The organism is Mucilaginibacter sp. P1_D10, assembly GCF_056406215.1.
In genome coordinates, this window is the sequence record NZ_JBFUAP010000003.1 from 45497 (window position 1) to 63975 (window position 18479).

Below are 18479 nucleotides of genomic sequence, written 5' to 3' on the forward strand. Positions count from 1 at the left end.
CACAACGTTAAACATACATGAAAAAACTGGGGAATTAGTTCCTCAACAAATGGGGTTAAATTGTTACTCTGCCCCGCCTATAATGCTCAGCTTGGCAAACTTGAGCAACAATTGCTTCTGCCCGATTTCCTTAAAGAAAATAGTTGCCTTAATATCCGGTTTATTGCCTTCCAGGGTAAGTACCTTGCCAAAACCAAAGCGTTCGTGCTCTACCTGCATACCTACCTGTAGGTTGCTGGTATCAGATATTTTAAAATCTTTTGATACCACATGCGCCTTGGCCAGTATAGATGTGGTTTTAACCGGCGGAGGTGTTGTGGCGGCTTTTGGCTTAGAAAAGGTATCGCCCTTGGTATCGGGCTTGCGGCTCCAGGCGTTGCGTTCATCATCAAAAAACGAGCTTTGCGCCGGCTTGGCCGAATAATCTAACTCGAGGTAGCGCGCGTCTATCTCATCCAGAAAGCGGCTGGGCTCACAATTGATCAGCGTACCGAATTTAAAGCGCGAAGTAGCATAGCTGATGGTCAGCTTGCGCTCGGCACGAGTAACCGCCACGTAAAACAAGCGGCGCTCTTCTTCAAGATCGCTGCGCGAGTTGAGCGACATTTGCGAGGGGAACAGGTTCTCTTCAAGCCCAACCACAAATACCTGCGGGAACTCCAATCCTTTGGAGGAGTGGATAGTCATGAGCGATACCGTATCGGCATCCTTATTCTTGTCCTTATCGTCGTTGGTGAGCAGGGCAATATCCTGCATAAAAACGTCGAGGCCTTTTTCTTCGATATCTTCCCTTTCAGAGAATTCCTTGATACCGTTCAACAACTCCTGTATGTTTTCGTAGCGGTTGAGGCCTTCTACGGATTTATCCTCGTAAAGGTCCTTCAACAGGCCCGAATGCTGGGCGATGTAAAGGGCGGCTTCGTAGGCGCTTTGGTTTTTGGCCAGCACCTGGAAGCTCTGTATCATAGCCGCAAAGGCCGATAAGGAAGCAGGGGCCTTTTCAATATAACGGTTGGGTTGCAATATTACCTCGAAAGGGGTAATACTGTTCTTATCTGCCGCGACGATAATCCTATCTACGGTTGTGTCGCCGATACCGCGTTTTGGGTAATTGATAACGCGTTTCAGCGCTTCCTCATCATTTGGGTTAAACGTAAGGCGAAAGTAGGCGATAAGGTCTTTTATTTCTTTACGCTGATAGAAAGACAGGCCTCCGTATATCTTGTATGGGATATTCAGCTTTCGCAAAGCCTCCTCCATCGATCGGGATTGCGCATTGGTGCGGTACAGGATGGCGAAATCGTGCCATTTCATTCCCATGCTGCTGCGGTCTTGCATAATGGCTTCGGCAACCGTTTTGCCCTCCTCGTTGTCGCTAAAGGCACGCATCACTTTTATCTTGTCGCCGGTTTCTTTTTCGGAGAAAACATTTTTCTTCAACTGCTCTTTGTTGTTGGCAATGATGCTGTTAGCAACGTTTACGATATTTTGGGTAGAGCGGTAGTTCTGTTCCAGCTTAAATATCTTCAGGTCCGGGTAATCCTTTTCAAAGTTGAGGATGTTCTGGATGTTGGCTCCGCGGAAAGCGTAAATGCTCTGCGCATCATCGCCCACCACGCATATGTTCTCATTAACCGCCGCCAGGCGCTTTACAATGAGGTACTGCGAAAAGTTGGTATCCTGGTACTCATCTACCATCAGGTATTTAAACTTGTGCTGGTATTTGTTCAGTACATCGGGATGCAGTTTTAAAAGCTCGTTTGTTTTAAACAACAGGTCGTCAAAATCCATGGCACCGGCGCGGTAGCAACGTTGTACGTAGGTTTGATAGATAACGCCCAGTTTGCCACGGCCGCCGCCCTGGTCATCGGCCTGTATCTGATCGTTCTGCTGGTATTCCTGCCAGCCAACCAGGTTGTTTTTGGCAGCGGATATGCGGTTGAGTACAAAATTAACGGCGTACAGCTTATCATCCAGGTTCATTTCCTTCAGGATGGCACGCAGAACGCTCTTGCTGTCGTCGGTATCGTAAATGGTGAAGTTGCTGGGGTAGCCAATTTTATCGGCCTCCACGCGCAGCAATTTGGCAAACACCGAGTGGAAGGTACCCATCCAGATGTTCTTGGCTTCGGGGCCGCAGATGTGGTTTATACGCTCGCGCATTTCGCGGGCGGCCTTGTTCGTAAAGGTAAGTACCAGTATGTTAAACGAATCTACCCCGCTGCGGATGAGGTGGGCAACCCGGTAAGTAATAACGCGTGTTTTGCCCGATCCTGCGCCAGCGATAATCATCACCGGGCCTTTAATTTGCAGTACGGCGGCCTTTTGTTCGGGGTTTAACCCAGCTAAATAATCCAAATCCTTTTCCTCTTTTCTTAAAAAGCGAAATTAAGGTTTTAGGGCGAAAGGGGAAGATAAAGGCGGGTAAAAAATGCTAACAGTATTGATACAGCTTGCAACGTTGGTTAGTAACCGCAAAGAACGCAAAGGATTTTCAATGCGTTTATTCGCAAAGAACGCAAAGATTAAACAGGTAACGCCTTATAAAATTATACCTCACAAATCAGCTTCAAAGGCTTTGCGTTCTTTGCGGTTTTTCTTTTGCGTTCTTTGCGGTTAAATAACGATGAGCACCAGAATCACAACCGCACCTTAATCCCCCCATTCACTACAAAACCATCCAGCGGCGCGTATATATCCCGGAAAACGGGGTTAGTTATGCTGCCTGTGTAAATAGTATCGAATTTGGTTTGCCGTGTATCCGTCAGGTTTTCGAAATTGATGAACAGGGAAAACCGAGCCCATATCCGCTCCGCCATCAATCCGGTGGTCCAGTAGCTTTTGCCGGTTTTGCCGTCGTTCAATAACTGTGGACTAAAATAATAAGCCTCCAAACCTATCTTCAGTTTATCAGGTATTTCGTACAGCAACACATTGTTAAGCCTGTGTTTTGATACCAATGGGTATGTGTTGATGCTATTGCCCGTATGTTGCGTAACGTGGGCAAAAGTATAACCCACAAAAAGCTTAAAGTTGTTATAGGTGAGCTTAACGTTGGTTTCGGTGCCTTTGGTGTTCAGGTCGCCTGGCGGCTGCTGGTATTGCAGGTTTCCGTTTGGCAATGCGGTGAGCAGGATGGGGTGCTCTACGCGCGTGTAGAAAAATAACTGGTTGAGGCTGAAGCTTACCTTGTTATCAAATAAACCTGTACGGTAATTGATATCATAACTGGCACCATAAGAGCGTTCGGCCCGGGTGTTGGCAACATCTATGGGCAATACGTTACGGAACTGGATGCGCTCGGCATCTTCAGTGAAAACGTTGGGCGCCTTATAGCCCAGGCCTCCGCCAAGGCGGGTCGAAATCTGCGGACTTATCTTCCACAAACCCGAAATGCGCGGCAGGAAGAAGAAGCCGTATTTGTTATGATGGTCGCCCCGAAGGCCCGATTCCAGGATGAATTTATCGCTGATATCCCAGGTGTTTTGCACGAATGCGCCGATGGTTTTATAGTTATAGCTGCGTAGGGCGAAGCTGCTGGTTTTATCCTCGCTGAAGTCGTCGCCCAGGTAATTGATGCCGGCCACCCAATCGGTTTTGGCGCTTTTGTAGGTGTAATTGGCTTCGCTGTAGGTGGAAAGCTGAACGCCCCGGAAGGTATAATCGGGCAGGTTGATGGTACGGTTAAAATAGCTTACGCTGTTTTTGAATTGCAGCGTTTCCTTATCGTTCAGTCGGGTGTTGAGCATGGCTTGCGTGCTGTGGCGGCTGGTTTTATTTTGCTCGAAATAGGTATGCTGTGCATCTCCATTGCCTTCAATGTAATGCAAATCGCCGCCGATGCGGTTTTCTATGGTGCTGTTGATGCCGATGCTGAGGTCGGTTTTATCGTTGAGGTAGAGGAACAATTTTGGGTTGAGCGTAAAGCGGTTGTATTTGGGGATAGCGGTGAGGTCGATATTTGCCGGGTCGTAAGGCGAGCCATGATTGTATGCGGCGTAAATGGTAAGCCCTGTTTTCCTGAACTTTTGGGCGTAAAAACCGCTTACATCTAAGCCTAAAGCAGACGTGCCGTTTAGCAGGATGCTGAGTTGCCTTTCTGTAGTTGGCACTTTTGAAACCAGGTTTACCAGGCCCGCAATAGCGCCGCCGCCATACAGGGTAGAGGAGGAGCCTTTAATTACTTCCACCTGCTTTAGGTCCAGCGGGGCAATTTGCAGCAGGCCTAATCCACCCGAAAATCCGGAGTATAACGGGAAGCCATCGCGGATGATTTGGGTGTATTTGCCATCCAGCCCTTGTATGCGTATGCTGGCATTGCCGCTGGTGGCCGATGTTTGCTGGGTTTGTATGCCGGTACTTTCGGCCAGTATCATGCGGATGTCGCCGGGTTTCATATTGCCTTTCTCGTCTATCTCCTCCCCGGCAATTACCTCTACGCGGGTGGGGATGCCGGCAATAGTGCGGCTGCTGCGGGTAGCGCCTACAACCACTTCTTCCAGTTCTTCACCATCGCCTTTGCCTTCGGGCAGGAGCTGGATTAGCATGGGTTCTGTTTGCGCAAGCGGGAAATCTAAAGTATCAGTAAGCGTTTGGTAACCTACATATCTAAACACAATCACCTGTTGCCCGTTGGGGATATTGGTTATAGTAACCAGTCCGGCGGTATCTGACGATGCGCCTTTGCCGCTGCCTTGCAGCAGCGCCGTAGCACCAATGAGTGGCAGGTTGGTTTTGGCATCTTTAATGGTGGCCCTGAAAGTATTTTGCGAATAAGCTATAGCAGTATAAAGCAGTGCCGTTATCAGCACGATAAGTTTTTTCATTGAAATGAATGGGTGTTAAATTAATACGATAGAATTGCCCAAAGGGCTTATTGAATAGTATTAACCTAACCGTGGCGGTTGCCAAATGGATAGGGTAACGGGCGTTAGGGCCGGTTGTTTGTAGGTGGAATTGTGTTCAACGCTAATTTCGGTTGCGATGCGTTCTACAGTCAGAACCGGTTTTGCAAGGGTGAAACCGGCACAGGTACCGCAGGAGAAAAACGGAGAGCAGCCTTCACAGTTCTTTTCTTTTTGCTGTTTTTGGCTCGCTGTTTCTTTTTTGGTGATAGGCTTCGCGATGCAGTCGTCGGCGCAGCATGGCCTTACCGAAAGCAGCAGCACATATACCGAAAAAAGGATGCAAAGGAATTTCACGGGGCAAATATAGGAGAACGATGGTACGATTAACCACAAAGATCACAAAGATTTGCAATAAGATGATACACAAAGAAGCACAAAGAATAAAAATTGTAGGCTTATTTGGCAACTTTATTCTTAGCCGGTTTAAAAAGCTTTGTGTTTTTTTCTTTGCGCTCTTTGTGGTTAAAAATATGCACTACAACCTTTTCCTCACTGCCACATAAATCACCCAACCAAACGGCACCAACCAAATCACGTCGTTGAAAACATTCACCCAAAAGAATGATGGGGTTAGTTTGCCCAGTAAGATGTAATAAACCGACCCAATAGGCCCAAGTAGTTTGCCTATCCAGCCTACCAAAATAAGCGGCCAGTAGGCGTTCGGGTCGCGGGAGGCGAAGTAGTAGGCTATGCCGTAAACCCCAACCAGCATGCCCACGCAGCGGAGGATAATCAGCAGGAAATCTGTAGGCGGGTTGCCGAACAGCAGTATCTGCGGATAAGCCGAGATGACTAATCCCCAGAAGATATTGTACAGGGCCGCCAAAAACATGATGGCCTTGGCGTAACGAAGTTTGGTAATAGCTTGCATCTGACAAGAGGTTTGGTGAATATTTTCCGATACAAATTTAATGAAAATACTAAACTTTCAAATAATATTGAAAATTAAATTACATTTGCGGAGTAGAACTTTAGTTAACCTAATCTTAAGCAAATGCACAAATACGATGTAGCAATAATTGGAGGCGGTATTGCAGGCATGGCAACGGCAATGCGGCTACAGGCTGCGGGGCGGTCTACCCTGATATTAGAATCGCACGGGCAGCCGGGCGGATGTGCCGGGTATTTCTCAAAAAAGGGTTTCAGTTTCGATGTGGGTGCAACTACCCTGGTGGATTTTGGACCTGATGGAGTAGGGGGCGAATTTTTTAAAAGCGTTGGCTTGACCATGCCGCCATCGGAGGTGCTGGATTATCGGCTCTGGCTGCCCGACAAATCAATATACCTGCCTTGCGACAAAGATAAATGGCACCGCGAACGGGCCGAAAAACTGGGCAATACGCCGGCACACCGCGCTTTCTGGGCGTTGATGGATAAGTTGGCCTATGTGTTCTGGAAAGCGAGTCGCGCCGGTATTAAACTTCCGCTGCAAAATTTAAGGGATGGTTATAACGCAGTGAAGGCTATCGGTATAAGCAATTTGCCCCTGGCCCGCTTTGCAAATTACACCATGATGGATGTTTTAAGGAAGTACAAACTGGATGCTGATATCGAATTGAAAGCCGTATTGAGCATGCTGGTAGAAGATACCGTTAACAGCACTTTAGATGAGGCCCCGGCAATAAATGCTGCCTTGGGCATAACTATCCGCGGTGCCGGTTTGCGGAGGGCTGTGGGCGGCATGAGGGGTTTCTGGCAGCATTTAACCGCCCGTTACAAAACGCTCGGCGGCGTATTGATGGTTGGACAACGGGTTGAAAAGCTTGAACGGGCCGGTGATGCATTCAGGGTTATTACCCGTAAAGGTACTTTTATTGCCCGGCAGGTAGTGAGTGCGATACCCGCCGAAAATACGATGAAGATTGCTCCCGCCGATATACAGACAGCATTGGGCCGCTATGTAAAGCGCGACAGGCCCCGCTACGAAAGCGCCCTGGTCATGTTTTTGGGCGTGCCCGAAGCGGAGGTGGCCTGCCCGGAGCTTAGGCACCATCAACTATTCCACGATTACGATTCGCCTTTGGGCGATGGCAATAATATGTTCATTTCTGTATCTGCACCCGGCGATGAGGCAAGCGCCCCCACAGGGTACCGGTCGGTAATGATATCAACGCATTGCAAACTGGCCGGTTGGCAAAATCTTACCGAAGATGCGTATCAACTCAAGAAAAACGAAATTGGGTGCCACCTCCTGAATTTAGCCAGGCGTGTTTACCCGGAGCTTGGCAAGAACGCCTTGGTTTACGAAATCGGTACGCCCCGCAGCTATGAGAAATTCACCAACAGGGTAGGCGGCGCAGTGGGTGGGGCAAGGCAAAATCTTAGCAATTCAAACTTCAAGGCTATGCCGCATGATATCGGTATTAAAAATTTCAGGATGGTGGGCGATACCACCTGGCCGGGATTGGGGACTGTGGCCTGCATCCTCGGGAGTAGGATAGTGGCAGAGCAACTGTTGAAGAGATGATTTATAAGAGAAAATAAGAGTTACAGAGGTTACTACAGTTTTTCTATTTCTCCAATAGCCAATTTCGTCGTTTTAGCTATGAAATCAATCGCTAACCCTTCTCTTTTTAGCTCACGGGCAATGTCTAATGCTTTATTGTGTTTAGCTTCTTTCACCGCATATTCTAATACATTTTGGTTATCCCATTTATATTTTAAGCTGCTATCGTACATGCTCGGTGGGGGAATCGATTAGAGTTTTTCGATTTCTTCGATAGATAGTTTAGTTGTCTTGGCAATAAAGTCAACCGCCAAGCCTTCTTTTTTAAGCTCACGGGCAATTGCAATGGCTTTATTGTGTTCACCTCTTGCTTCCGCTGTCGAAACAGCATACTCCAACACATTTTGGTTATCCCATTTATGTTTTAAACTACTATCGTACATGTCTTTTTCCTCCTTTGTAAGATTTGTATATTCAGCAATACTGAATAGTTTTTCGAAAATGGGTTTGCGCAAGTAAAGCGGTATCTTGTCCATACGGCTCATGTTTTTTAAAACATAAAGCCATTTGTCAAGGTCACTCATTAACTCAGCTTCCTCTTTCACAAATTTACCTAATTCTATGTATGTATAACCCAATTTATCGTAAAATATTTCGCCTGTTTCGCGGTTACATAAGCAAATATCGTGCAGGTAAGCGTTGGCGGGGCTACCCTCTAAACTAAAATCCTCTAATAGTGCTACCAGATATACTTCGTCAATGTTGTATCCCCAAGCATTTCGCTTGCCTTTGGGCGCTTGTTCGCTGATCAATCTGGATGTATAAAACAGTGCCCTTTCCTTGAAGTATCCTTGCCTGGCTCGTTGTACTTCTATCAAAAAACGCTCGCCTTTATCGCCGGTACAAAGCAGGTCAAATATTGCAGTGCCCTCTTGTTTTATATCTCCGTGGTGTTCGGTTTTATTGTAAACAAGATCCGCAATATGTTTACGCCCGCGGAACACCACGTTTAAAAAGGCAATCAGCAGGTCTTTGTTAGGCTCACTGCCAAATATCTTCTTGAAAGCGAAGTCAACTAATGGGTCGATATATCTTCCGGCTGCTGGCGGCTTAGTTTCGGGCATATTCAAATATAATGCTTTGTCAGCCACGTGCAAATTACCTTTCGTTTTTGATTTGCACATTGTAAAAACAATTAACACTTTAGCCGTTTATTCTGAAAACATCCTCCTCATGAATCGCCTCGCCACCTCCACCTCCCCATATTTACTGCAGCATGCCAATAACCCGGTTAACTGGTACCCCTGGGGACCTGAGGCTTTGCATAAGGCCAAGGAAGAGAACAAGCTGATACTGGTGAGCATCGGCTACTCCGCATGCCACTGGTGCCACGTAATGGAGCATGAGAGTTTTGAGGACGACGCCGTGGCAGCCGTAATGAACGAGTATTTCGTATGCATCAAAGTAGACCGTGAAGAACGCCCCGATGTTGACCAGATATACATGAGCGCCGTTCAGCTAATGAGCGGCAGGGGAGGCTGGCCGCTCAACTGCATCTGCCTGCCCGATCAACGCCCTATCTACGGCGGCACCTACTTCCGCAAAAACGACTGGACGAGCCTGCTCTTCAACCTCGCCGATTTCTATAAAACCAAGCCCCTGGAGGCCGAAGAATACGCCGTACGCCTTACCGATGGCATCAAACAATACGAATCGGTAGCCTTTGTGCACGAACAGCCCGAATATACCAAAGCCGACCTTGCGCCTATCCTCAAAAACTGGAAGCGTTATATCGACGAAGAGGAGGGCGGCCTCGGCGGCGCGCCGAAATTCCCCATGCCCAACAACTGGCTGTTTTTGATACGTTACGCCCATTTAATGCAGGATGAGCAGATTGCCCAAGTGGCAAAACTCACGTTAAAGAAAATGGCTTACGGTGGTATTTATGACCATATCGGCGGGGGCTTTGCCCGTTACGCGGTGGATGGCGTTTGGCATGTGCCCCATTTCGAGAAGATGCTGTACGATAACGGCCAGCTCCTCAGCCTTTACGCTGAAGCCTACACCTGGAACTCCGACCCGCTTTATAAAACCATCGCCGATGAAATTATCAGTTTCGTAGAACGCGAGCTAACCTCGCCCGAATATGGTTTTTATTCGGCGCTTGATGCCGATAGCGAGGGCAAGGAGGGCAAATACTATATTTTTACCAAAGTCGAGTTGGAGGAGATATTAGCCGATGAGACAGAACTCTTCTGCATTTATTACCATGCTACCGATGCCGGTAATTGGGAAGAAGAACATTCTAACGTGTTCTTCCGCAGGGAAGATGATGAGGCGTTGGCGGCCACTTTAGGTTTGCCGGTCGGCGAGTTGCGGAGTCGTATAGACCTTGCGCGTCAAAAGGTTTTCGATGCCAGGGATAAGCGCATCAGGCCGGGACTGGATAATAAAATATTAGCCTCGTGGAACGGCTTGATGCTAAAAGGGCTGTGCGATGCCTACCGTGCTTTCGATGAGCCGGCTTACCTTGACCTCGCCCTGCGGAATGCAGAATTCCTGAGCAACAACATGCTATCGGGCGATAAATTGCTACGGATATTCAAAGAACCCGTACTGCTCCCCAATGGCGATCACGAGCCCATAGCTACCTTTTTAGATGATTACGCCAACATTGTTGATGCCTTTATCGCCCTGTATGAAGTAACCTTTGATGAAGCCTGGCTTACTACCGCCAAAGGCATTGCCGATTACGCCATTCTGCATTATTACGATGAGCCCAGCGGCATGTTCTTTTACACCGCCGACGATGACGAGCACCTCATAGCCCGCAAATACGAGATGATGGATGGCGTGATACCTGCGTCCAACTCGGTAATGGCGCGCAACCTTAAAAAGCTTGGGCTGTTCTTCGACCACGAAGCCTATCATGAAATCGCGGCGCAAATGCTGCGCAACATTGTGCCGCATCTGGCTAAATACAGTACCGGCTACAGTAATTGGACGGCCTTTCTGCTGGATGAATTGCACGGCACCTACGAAGTAGCCATTACCGGCGATAACGCCGCTGCGCTGCGTAAACAGATGGAACAAAACTACATCCCCAATAAAATAATGTTGGGCGGTAAAAAAGGAACGTTACCTTTGCTGGCAGATAAGCCGGGGGATATGAGCCGGATTTATGTTTGCAGGGACAAAACCTGCAGCCTGCCGGTTGATAATACGGCGGATGCTTTAAAACAAATAAATAAAGATTCCATTATATAAATAAACAGCAAGCGAAACCATTGCCTTAAACAACAACCGGCAATGAATTTCCGTTAATCCAATCGTTAACGAATAATCATCATAATGAAAATTGAACCACAACACGTAGTATCATTAACATACGATTTGTATGTTAAACAAGAAGACGGCAGCGAAGGCCTGGCAGAAAGCGCAACGCAGGAGCAGCCCTTAACCTTTTTGTTCGGCGCGGGCCAAATGATACCAAGATTCGAAGAGAACTTAAGCACCCTTTCAACAGGTGATACCTATGATTTCCGTATATCCGCAGCAGAAGGCTACGGCGAATTCGACGAAGAAGCAGTAGCTAATTTGCCGAAAGAAATGTTCCAGGGTACCGAGATACCGCAAATTGGCGAAGTATTGCCTTTGCAGGATAACAACGGCAACCGTTTCCAGGGCCAGGTAGTATCGGTTACCGAAGATTCGGTAATTGTAGACCTTAACCACCCTATGGCCGGCCAGGAACTGCACTTTAAAGGCGAGATATTGAACGTTCGCCCTGCTACGCCAGAGGAACTTTCTCACGGCCACGCACACGGCCCCGATGGCCATCACCATCACTAAGCCGGAAGACGGAAGTCTGAAAGAAAACACAACAGGCGCATCGTATGTTTACGGTGCGCCTGTGTTGTTTGTGGCAAAATCAAGCCGGCCGATATCAGTAATGCGGGCATTTATCATGATGCGGCAGGCCACCGGCTCACCATTCTTTTTTGCAGGAAAAAATATTTTATCCTCCTGGTTGGGCAGGTTTAAGTTCATATTGATTACCCGCTCATAACCATCCTTACCCAAAATAGTAACTTTATAGTAAGCCAGCCTCCCCAGGGGGCTTATCAATAATTCTACTACCGCCGTGTATTTTATACGATTTATATCCCAAATGTCTTCCGGTAGCCTGAACAAGTTAAGGTAGGGTATATACCCATAATATCTGCCGCCGATTTTTATTGGCTTGGTAACCACGTCTGTACTGTCGATAGTCTGGTCCACAAAATAATGCAGGTCGCTGCCCGCTACTTCGGGTGCTTCGTATTCCAGCTTTTTGGCGTCATAATTATATACCTGCAGCAAATGCCCCCGTGTGTCGAAAAAACGCCAGGTACCTAATTTTACGTCATTATCGAAATTACCCGATGCCACAGGTATTGTTTCCCCGTAACGCGCGTGGTAAAGCCCATGCTTTATGGCTTTGTTGGTTTTGAGCACGTGGTAAACCTCGTAAACCGAATCGGTTAACCGAACGGTTTTTTGTTTGGTGTCCTGCGCAAGGGCAATATTTGCCACAAGTATCGCCACGGCTATCAATAAGCAATTTTTCAGCATAAAATATCTTTAGTAAAAATCTATCCCGCCATCTTCTGTTATATACACCCTGATGATGATGCGGCAGGCCACAGGCTCGCCGTTGAGGGTGGCCGGCGTAAATACCTTGTCTTCGGGTGGCAGCAGGTCGGCTTTCAGCCGGATATAGTGATCTTCCGCCCCGTTATTGATGTTCACCTTGATGTCCGCTAGTCTGCCGCCGGGACTCACCAGCAGTTCGAGCGTGGTTTTTACTTCATTAAGCGTAACCTCGGGATGCGATTCATATTCGGCAGGTAGTTTAAACAATTTCAGGTAGTTTAAATAACCAAAATATCGCCCGCCTGTTATTACAGGCTTATGCGCCTTATCTGCCGGGCCGAGGGTTTTATCGAGCAGGTACCTGAAATTGGAGGTAGTATCTTCCTTCGCCTCGAAGGTTACGGTATTAGTGTCGTAATCATAAGTTTGCATGGGCTGGCCGGCTGCATCGTAAAACCGCCAGATGCCGCTGCGTTTATCGTGGTTGTACAGGCCGGTAGCCACAGGCTGGCGCTCTTTGTAAACAGCCTGATATAAGCCATGCATAACGTTCTTGTCGGTTTTCATGACATGATAGATCTCTTTTACCGAATTAGTAAGCCTTGTTGTTATCTCGCGCGTGTCCTGTGCATTACAACAGCTTGCAGCAAACAGCAGGCTCAGGAACAGCGATAGCCCCTTTGCACAATGTGCTATTTGTCGATGTCCCTTAGTCAAAATCGAGGTGGTTAGTTTCGGTGATATAAGCTTTCATCATAATGCGGCAGCCAATGCCCTCGCCGTTTAAGGTGGCGGGAGTGAATATCTTGTCGGCCTCATCGGGCAGGTTGGTACTCATATTGATAACCCTTACGGTTTCGCCTTTGATGTTCAGGTTCACCTTATAGCTGGCCAGCCTGCCGAGTGGACTTATCAGCAGTTCTACCGTTACATCGAAGAAGTTTTTGGTTGACGGGTCGATATAATCCGGTAGCGTGAATAGTTGCAGGTAGGGAATATACCCGTAATACCTGCCGCCTATTTTAACGGGTTTGGTCACTTTATCGGTAGGTTGCAACTCCCGGTCTACAAAGTAACGCAGCGAAGAGGTGGTATCTTCTGGCGCTTCGAAAACCAACTTGGCGGCTGTATAATCATAAACTTCAAGCTGCTGGCCTTGCGAACTGAAAAAACGCCAAAGGCCCACTTTCTTGTTATTGTCGTACATGCCCATGGCCACCACGGTTTTTCTTTGGAAAAGTGCCTGGTACAAACCTTGCTTAACATTCTTATTGGTTTTCAGCACGGTAGCAACTTCCTGCACCGAATCGGTAAGCCAGTTTTTTTTCTTCGTGGTTTCCTGTGCGTTAGCACTGCAGGCTAATAATAAGCAGGCAAAAAATAGGGTAAACGTCTTCAACATGCGTTCAATCTTCGGTTCGGGTTATGAATTATACCGGATGCCCGGGTTTATTTTCTGTAATTCGGCTACGAAAGCGGCTTTATCCTGCGGGGAGATTACAACCGAATCGAATTTGTTATAAAATAGCTCCAACCTATCCATCGACAGGGCGGGGGCGCTCAGTATGCTACTGGTGTCTTCTATCCTGGTGATGCTTCCGATATCAACGATGCTGTTGAAGAACATGCCGCATTTTACCTTCAACATACCATCGGTTTGGATGGTGTAGTTGGTATTGAAGAACACCGGCAAAAACATTGCGGACATTACTGCGAGCAGCAACATGGCTCCAATGTACCTGCCGCCGGCAATGTAGCCAACTTCTATCAATAGCAAAATAATCAGCGGGATAAAGATAACGAACCCCCTTTTTGATGGGAATTTTTGCACATGGTTTAACATGGGGTGAAAATAAGCAAAAAACATAATTATCTCCGCGGCGGCATCCTTGCCGCTGGGCGGCGGTGGGGACACCGCCTTTAGGGACGGCAGGTAAAAAGCATGCAAAGCGGATAAGCATTTTGGCTGCTTTTACGATAGTGTACTGAAAAAAACAGCATGACGTTTGTGTTGTTTCAGCTTACTCCGGCCTACCGCCTCCTCCTCCAAAACCACCACCCTCACCGCCACCACCGCGCCTGCCACCACCATTACGGCCACCCTTGCTGCCGGCGAATTTCTGCAGCCTTATGGCAAACGACAGCATAAAATAACGGCCAAGGCGGTTGGTGCGGGTATCTATGATCTGATTGCCGCTTACGCTGCGGGTTACACCGGTATTTTGGTTGAACAAATCGAAGGCCTGGAAACGCAGCGCGCCGATATTGCCCTTCAAAAACTGGTACTCTACATACGTGCTCAGCAGGGTAGGGTTGGCCTTAACCGTGCTACTGAAACCGTGGTTAATCGTTTGGGTAAGGTTGTAGCCCAATATCCAACCCTTGAAAAAGTAATTGCGGCCATCAAGCCCCAGCGTCCAGGTGCGGGCATCGGTACTGATGAACGATGGTATGCTGTAATGGGTGGTATTTACGCTGTAGTTGCCACTCACCTCGGTATCCATCAGACTATCGATATCTATGCGGATGCGTGCGCCCTGGTTAAATACCCAGTTTTTACCCACGTTGCGCACATCGTTAAGGTAGCTGATATTGTTATTGAAATTGGCGCCACCGTTTAGCGTAACGGTAAACTTGCGGTTGGCAAAGGGTTTGGAGTAGGCGTAATTACCGTTGGCCGAGTAAAAGCCGTCCGTATTTAAATAACGGGTTTCCTGTATGGTGTTGTTGCGGCTGGTAGTGCCCGAAGTGGTGCCAACGGTGATAGGCCGCGTATTGCTCACTATTTTATCCTGGGTGCTGGTGAACGATAGGTTGGTAAACAGCGAGTTGCCGCTGGCGATATCGAACTGGTTGTAACGCAGGCTGACGTTGTTGTTGAACGCCGGCTTTAGGTCGGGGTTACCGTAGATGCGGTTCTGCAGGTTGCTAAAATCGGGCTGAAGCTGTAGTTGGGTAAAGCTTGGCTGACTGTTGCTGCCGCTATAATTAACCGACAATGAATGGTTTTTGGCAAAGTTGTAGATAAACCTGGCCGTTGGGATATAGTTAAGTGTATGCGTGCTGGTACTGAAGTTATGCGATTGCCCATCAAGCGAGCCGGGTTGCACGGCCATGCCGACGGTGTAGTTGTATTTGGTTTTTACGCCACGCAGGTTAAGCCCGAATTTATTGGTAATAAATTGGTAGTTATACAGCGTGCTCAGCGAATCTACATACGTTTGGCCCAACGTAACGGGGTCTATGCGGTAATTGTAGCGGTTGTTATCGGTATTGGTGTAATTGTGGTTGTAATTGGCTTCCAGGTAATTGCCATTGCCTATGGGCTCGGTGTAGGATAACGATATGCCGTAACGGTTGCTGCTGTTATTGGTGTTTATTTGCTGGTAAAGCGGCGTGGTTATGCCCGCTTGTTCGGTAGTGTACTGGTCGTTAAGGTCCTGCGTGTTTTTTGAGTAACCCAGGCTGGTATTGATGCTGAAGTTTCGCCCCTTTTTGGCGAATTTATGGTTATATAAAGCGCTGATGCTGCCGCTTGGCGCTGTAGAATTGGTTAGCGCCAGCTCGTTGCCGGTAACGGTGGTGTCGTTACGCGTATTGGTGAAAGCATCCGTACTGTTATCGTTTGATGAGTTGTAGTTAAAGTTGGGGTTTATCTTGAGGTAATTCATGGTATCTATCCGATACTCCATATTAAAATCTATCCGGTGGTTAAGGTTGTGCGTGCGCCCGTCGCTGTTATCTGTACCCAAAATAGCGCCCGACTGGAACAGGCTCTGCGTTTGCGAGGTGGTGGTGCTTAGCCTATCGCGATTAGCGTAGCTATAGCTGCCATAAACGGTTATCTTTTTGCCCCATTCGTTGCGGTAATTAAAGCCCAGCGAGCGGTTGGTAGTGATACCGTTGGCCGTGCTTACACCGCCACCTGCCGCTCCGCCGCCCCCGCGCCCGGCCCTGCCGCCGCCGCCCCCGCCTGCGCCCAGGTTAAAAGCGTTGGTATTGTTGTTATTCACGGTGCCGATGAGCGACACCTGCTCGTCTTCTCTAAAAGCATTGGCAGAGATGCGTGCCAGGTAACGGTCGTCGTTACCCGCGCCTACGGTACCCTGCCCAAATTTGCCCGTCCGTTTGCCTTTTTGTATGGTGATGTTCAGGATTTTATCCGGGTCGCCGGTTTTGATGCCGGTGAGGTTGGCCTGATCGCCATAGTCGTCTATTACCTGTATGTTCTCTACGATATCGGCCGGCAGGTTTTGCGTGGCGGTCTGTACATCGCCATTGAAATAATCCTTGCCATTTACACGCACCTTGGTCACCTGCTTGCCATGCGCGGTAACGTTGCCGTCTTTATCTACCGATACGCCGGGCAGTTTCTTCAGCAAATCCTCTACCGGTGAACCCTCGCGCACTTTGTAGGCAGCGGCTTTATATTCAACCGTGTCTTCTTTAATGGTGATGGGGTTTATGGCAGTTACGTTTACCTGCCCCAGCATATTGGTTTGTACTTTCAGTTTGATGGGGTCCAGCCGGATGGCGGTGTTCAGGTTGTCCATAGCATATTTCCTGCTCATCGCCTCATAACCCAATCCCGAAATGGTTATCTTGAAATTTCTCGAAAAAACAGCCCCGAAACTAAACCCGCCTTTGGTATCGCTGGCTACTACCATGCTATCTTTGTCGGAGGTGAGTTTTACAGTCATTCCCGGCACCGCGCCAAGGCTATCTATCAGGGTGCCGCTAACAGCGCGGGGAGGCTGCTGTGCAAATAGTGCTTTCGCAGAAAGCATAAGGATGAGGAGCAATAAAGATAAATGTTTTGTCATGGCAGTGGAATAAAGCTCTAATGACGGTTAAAGTATCGAGAAGTTTAATTGTAATGCCAATGTCATACAAATGTTGCAATAAGAATGGCTTTTAACTATGAATTTAATTATTTATTAATTTTATTAACCCTTTTTTTAGGAATTGCAGAAATGAATGCCTATCTTTAATCCGTCCCCATTGATAAAAAACTAATTGATAAACTAACCTCCCGATCCCTAATGGCATTCATACATGATGTATTAGAACAACCTTCCTATGGATGGAAGGATGCAAATGGCAACCTTTCCAAACCAACCAACGGTCAAATTTTCAAAGAATTTTTTTCGAGGCTTAACATCTTCAAAACCAAAAAGAACTGGCTTTCTTTTATGAGCTGGATGATGGTGGTAACGCTATCGGTATTCCTGCTTTTATTCATTTTCAAATACTTCTCTATCCAGGGACTGATTATTGCCTTTCTTTACAGCATGGTAGTGATGGGTACCCACGGTACTATTTGGTACCACCGCTATTGCACCCATGGTGCCTATAAGTTCAGCAATAACTTTTGGCGCTTTTTCACCCAAAACCTTACCTTAAAAATTATCCCTGAGGAGATATACGCTATATCGCACCACGTGCACCATGCGTTATCAGACCAACCTGGCGATCCATACAATGCGCAGGGCGGTTTCCTGTACTGCTTTTTGGCCGATGCAAACCACCAGCCCATCAACCGTAACATGAACGAGAAAGAGTACGCACGCTGCGTTACTTTAATGAAACATACAGGCGTATCGGTAAACACTTACGCGCAATACCAAAAATGGGGTTCGGTAGCAAATCCCTTCCATGCTGTTGTTGGCGTTATTGCCAACTGGGCATTTTGGTTCACCGTGTTTTATTTAATTGGCGGCGTAGCTTTAGGTTGCGCAATTTTTGGTGCCGCAGGCTTTTGGGCCGTTGGTGTACGTACCTTTAATTACGAAGGCCACGGCAAAGGCGAAGACAAACGCCGCGACGGGGTAGATCATAACCGCAAGGATATGTCGGTTAACCAGCTTTGGCCGGGCTTTGTGGCCGGCGAGTGGCACAACAACCACCACCTTTTCCCAAAAAGCGCGCGTTCGGGCTTTAAGCCGCACCAGATAGATACCGCCTTTTACTACATCAAATTCATGAGCATGATAGGCGCGGTAAGCCAGTATAAAGATTCGAAAGAGCAATTTTTAAAAGAATATGTAAGGCCAGCTTTAAAGTCTGAGCCAGTGTACTGCCCTGAAACCGGTAAGCAGATTTTAGCTACAGAAATAGCGCGATAAAATTATCGCGAGGTAAATACATGGAAGGGGTGCGAAAGCGCCCCTTTTTTATTTTCAAGGAAATTTAAAGCGTTTTACGCGAATGATTAACGTAGGAGGGTCTCTCTATAGATTTAAGTTAACCCATAAAATCTTCGCACCACTAAAAAAACGGGAGAACCCATAAAGCGTTCCCATGGAACGCGCTTTTAATTCTTTCTTTTTTCTACCCATAAGGTATCCCGAAGGGATACGCATTTACCCTCTTCGTCCCTTCGGGACGGCTTATGGGTAGAAACATGTAATCCGTCCATTATACGTTCCATCGGAACGTTTTATGATATTACGTATGCAGTAGCGATGTCTTTTTAGGCACCGTATGTTTAT

At 47.6% G+C, this 18479-nt stretch carries 15 protein-coding genes; 4 read left to right on the forward strand and 11 right to left on the reverse strand.

Annotated features, from left to right (window positions below; genetic code table 11):
• Nucleotides 1–63: 63 nt before the first annotated feature.
• The 4 genes from AC1DYT_RS04800 to AC1DYT_RS04815 all read right to left on the reverse strand — a co-directional run bounded on the left by AC1DYT_RS04800 (nucleotide 64) and on the right by AC1DYT_RS04815 (nucleotide 5778).
• Nucleotides 64–2358, reverse strand: a complete 2295-nt coding sequence (locus tag AC1DYT_RS04800) for an ATP-dependent helicase (RefSeq protein ID WP_477468506.1) — start codon at nucleotides 2356–2358, stop codon at nucleotides 64–66.
• Between the two features lie 281 nt (nucleotides 2359–2639).
• Complete coding sequence (locus tag AC1DYT_RS04805) at nucleotides 2640–4826, reverse strand: TonB-dependent receptor (RefSeq protein WP_477468507.1); 2187 nt, start codon at nucleotides 4824–4826, stop codon at nucleotides 2640–2642.
• A gap of 60 nt (nucleotides 4827–4886) precedes the next feature.
• Nucleotides 4887–5201: a DUF6660 family protein gene (locus AC1DYT_RS04810; protein WP_477468508.1), complete on the reverse strand. Its 315-nt coding sequence runs from the start codon at nucleotides 5199–5201 to the stop codon at nucleotides 4887–4889.
• A 181-nt stretch (nucleotides 5202–5382) separates the two neighbouring features.
• Complete coding sequence (locus AC1DYT_RS04815; protein ID WP_477468509.1) at nucleotides 5383–5778, reverse strand: hypothetical protein; 396 nt, start codon at nucleotides 5776–5778, stop codon at nucleotides 5383–5385.
• A 123-nt stretch (nucleotides 5779–5901) separates the two neighbouring features.
• Between AC1DYT_RS04815 and AC1DYT_RS04820 the strand changes: the two genes are divergently transcribed.
• Nucleotides 5902–7374: a phytoene desaturase family protein gene (locus tag AC1DYT_RS04820; protein ID WP_477468510.1), complete on the forward strand. Its 1473-nt coding sequence runs from the start codon at nucleotides 5902–5904 to the stop codon at nucleotides 7372–7374.
• Between the two features lie 32 nt (nucleotides 7375–7406).
• On the opposite strand, the gene AC1DYT_RS04825 is transcribed toward AC1DYT_RS04820, so the two are convergent.
• Together AC1DYT_RS04825 and AC1DYT_RS04830 are read right to left on the reverse strand one after the other, a co-directional pair.
• Nucleotides 7407–7586 (reverse strand): hypothetical protein, encoded by a 180-nt coding sequence (locus tag AC1DYT_RS04825; RefSeq protein WP_477468511.1) that lies wholly within the window; start codon nucleotides 7584–7586, stop codon nucleotides 7407–7409.
• An 18-nt stretch (nucleotides 7587–7604) separates the two neighbouring features.
• Entirely contained in the window at nucleotides 7605–8477 is an 873-nt protein-coding gene (locus AC1DYT_RS04830) for an Rpn family recombination-promoting nuclease/putative transposase (protein ID WP_477468512.1), read from the reverse strand.
• 109 nt (nucleotides 8478–8586) lie between these two features.
• Here AC1DYT_RS04830 and AC1DYT_RS04835 point away from each other — a divergent pair, with 109 nt between their 5' ends.
• Both AC1DYT_RS04835 and AC1DYT_RS04840 read left to right on the forward strand, forming a co-directional pair.
• A complete protein-coding gene (locus AC1DYT_RS04835) occupies nucleotides 8587–10620 on the forward strand; it encodes a thioredoxin domain-containing protein (protein ID WP_477468513.1) in 2034 nt (677 codons plus the stop codon).
• 84 nt (nucleotides 10621–10704) lie between these two features.
• Nucleotides 10705–11205, forward strand: a complete 501-nt coding sequence (locus tag AC1DYT_RS04840; protein ID WP_477468514.1) for an FKBP-type peptidyl-prolyl cis-trans isomerase — start codon at nucleotides 10705–10707, stop codon at nucleotides 11203–11205.
• A gap of 48 nt (nucleotides 11206–11253) precedes the next feature.
• Here the strand turns inward: AC1DYT_RS04840 and AC1DYT_RS04845 are convergent, their stop codons facing one another.
• The 5 genes from AC1DYT_RS04845 to AC1DYT_RS04865 all read right to left on the reverse strand — a co-directional run bounded on the left by AC1DYT_RS04845 (nucleotide 11254) and on the right by AC1DYT_RS04865 (nucleotide 16811).
• A complete protein-coding gene (locus AC1DYT_RS04845) occupies nucleotides 11254–11967 on the reverse strand; it encodes a hypothetical protein (RefSeq protein WP_477468515.1) in 714 nt (237 codons plus the stop codon).
• A 9-nt stretch (nucleotides 11968–11976) separates the two neighbouring features.
• Complete coding sequence (locus AC1DYT_RS04850) at nucleotides 11977–12705, reverse strand: hypothetical protein (RefSeq protein ID WP_477468516.1); 729 nt, start codon at nucleotides 12703–12705, stop codon at nucleotides 11977–11979.
• Nucleotides 12698–13390, reverse strand: a complete 693-nt coding sequence (locus AC1DYT_RS04855; protein WP_477468517.1) for a hypothetical protein — start codon at nucleotides 13388–13390, stop codon at nucleotides 12698–12700. Before AC1DYT_RS04855 ends, AC1DYT_RS04850 begins: the two co-directional genes overlap by 8 nt.
• A gap of 21 nt (nucleotides 13391–13411) precedes the next feature.
• Nucleotides 13412–13831 carry a PH domain-containing protein gene (locus AC1DYT_RS04860; RefSeq protein WP_477468518.1) on the reverse strand — a complete coding sequence of 140 codons (420 nt, stop codon included), beginning with the start codon at nucleotides 13829–13831 and terminating at the stop codon, nucleotides 13412–13414.
• A gap of 178 nt (nucleotides 13832–14009) precedes the next feature.
• Nucleotides 14010–16811: an outer membrane beta-barrel protein gene (locus tag AC1DYT_RS04865; RefSeq protein ID WP_477468519.1), complete on the reverse strand. Its 2802-nt coding sequence runs from the start codon at nucleotides 16809–16811 to the stop codon at nucleotides 14010–14012.
• A gap of 219 nt (nucleotides 16812–17030) precedes the next feature.
• On the opposite strand from AC1DYT_RS04865, the gene AC1DYT_RS04870 reads away from it, so the two are divergent.
• Nucleotides 17031–18113: a fatty acid desaturase gene (locus AC1DYT_RS04870; RefSeq protein WP_477468520.1), complete on the forward strand. Its 1083-nt coding sequence runs from the start codon at nucleotides 17031–17033 to the stop codon at nucleotides 18111–18113.
• Nucleotides 18114–18479 lie beyond the last annotated feature (366 nt).

Excerpts from the sequence above, each read along its gene's own strand:
- AC1DYT_RS04815 (WP_477468509.1), bottom strand. The coding sequence starts at position 5,778 with ATGCAAGCTATTACCAAACTTCGTTACGCCAAGGCCATCATGTTTTTG.
- AC1DYT_RS04870 (WP_477468520.1), top strand. The coding sequence starts at position 17,031 with ATGGCATTCATACATGATGTATTAGAACAACCTTCCTATGGATGGAAG.
- AC1DYT_RS04840 (WP_477468514.1), top strand. The coding sequence starts at position 10,705 with ATGAAAATTGAACCACAACACGTAGTATCATTAACATACGATTTGTAT.
- AC1DYT_RS04805 (WP_477468507.1), bottom strand. The coding sequence starts at position 4,826 with ATGAAAAAACTTATCGTGCTGATAACGGCACTGCTTTATACTGCTATA.
- AC1DYT_RS04830 (WP_477468512.1), bottom strand. The coding sequence starts at position 8,477 with ATGCCCGAAACTAAGCCGCCAGCAGCCGGAAGATATATCGACCCATTA.
- AC1DYT_RS04865 (WP_477468519.1), bottom strand. The coding sequence starts at position 16,811 with ATGACAAAACATTTATCTTTATTGCTCCTCATCCTTATGCTTTCTGCG.
- AC1DYT_RS04825 (WP_477468511.1), bottom strand. The coding sequence starts at position 7,586 with ATGTACGATAGCAGCTTAAAATATAAATGGGATAACCAAAATGTATTA.
- AC1DYT_RS04835 (WP_477468513.1), top strand. The coding sequence starts at position 8,587 with ATGAATCGCCTCGCCACCTCCACCTCCCCATATTTACTGCAGCATGCC.
- AC1DYT_RS04820 (WP_477468510.1), top strand. The coding sequence starts at position 5,902 with ATGCACAAATACGATGTAGCAATAATTGGAGGCGGTATTGCAGGCATG.
- AC1DYT_RS04860 (WP_477468518.1), bottom strand. The coding sequence starts at position 13,831 with ATGTTAAACCATGTGCAAAAATTCCCATCAAAAAGGGGGTTCGTTATC.
- AC1DYT_RS04845 (WP_477468515.1), bottom strand. The coding sequence starts at position 11,967 with ATGCTGAAAAATTGCTTATTGATAGCCGTGGCGATACTTGTGGCAAAT.
- AC1DYT_RS04855 (WP_477468517.1), bottom strand. The coding sequence starts at position 13,390 with ATGTTGAAGACGTTTACCCTATTTTTTGCCTGCTTATTATTAGCCTGC.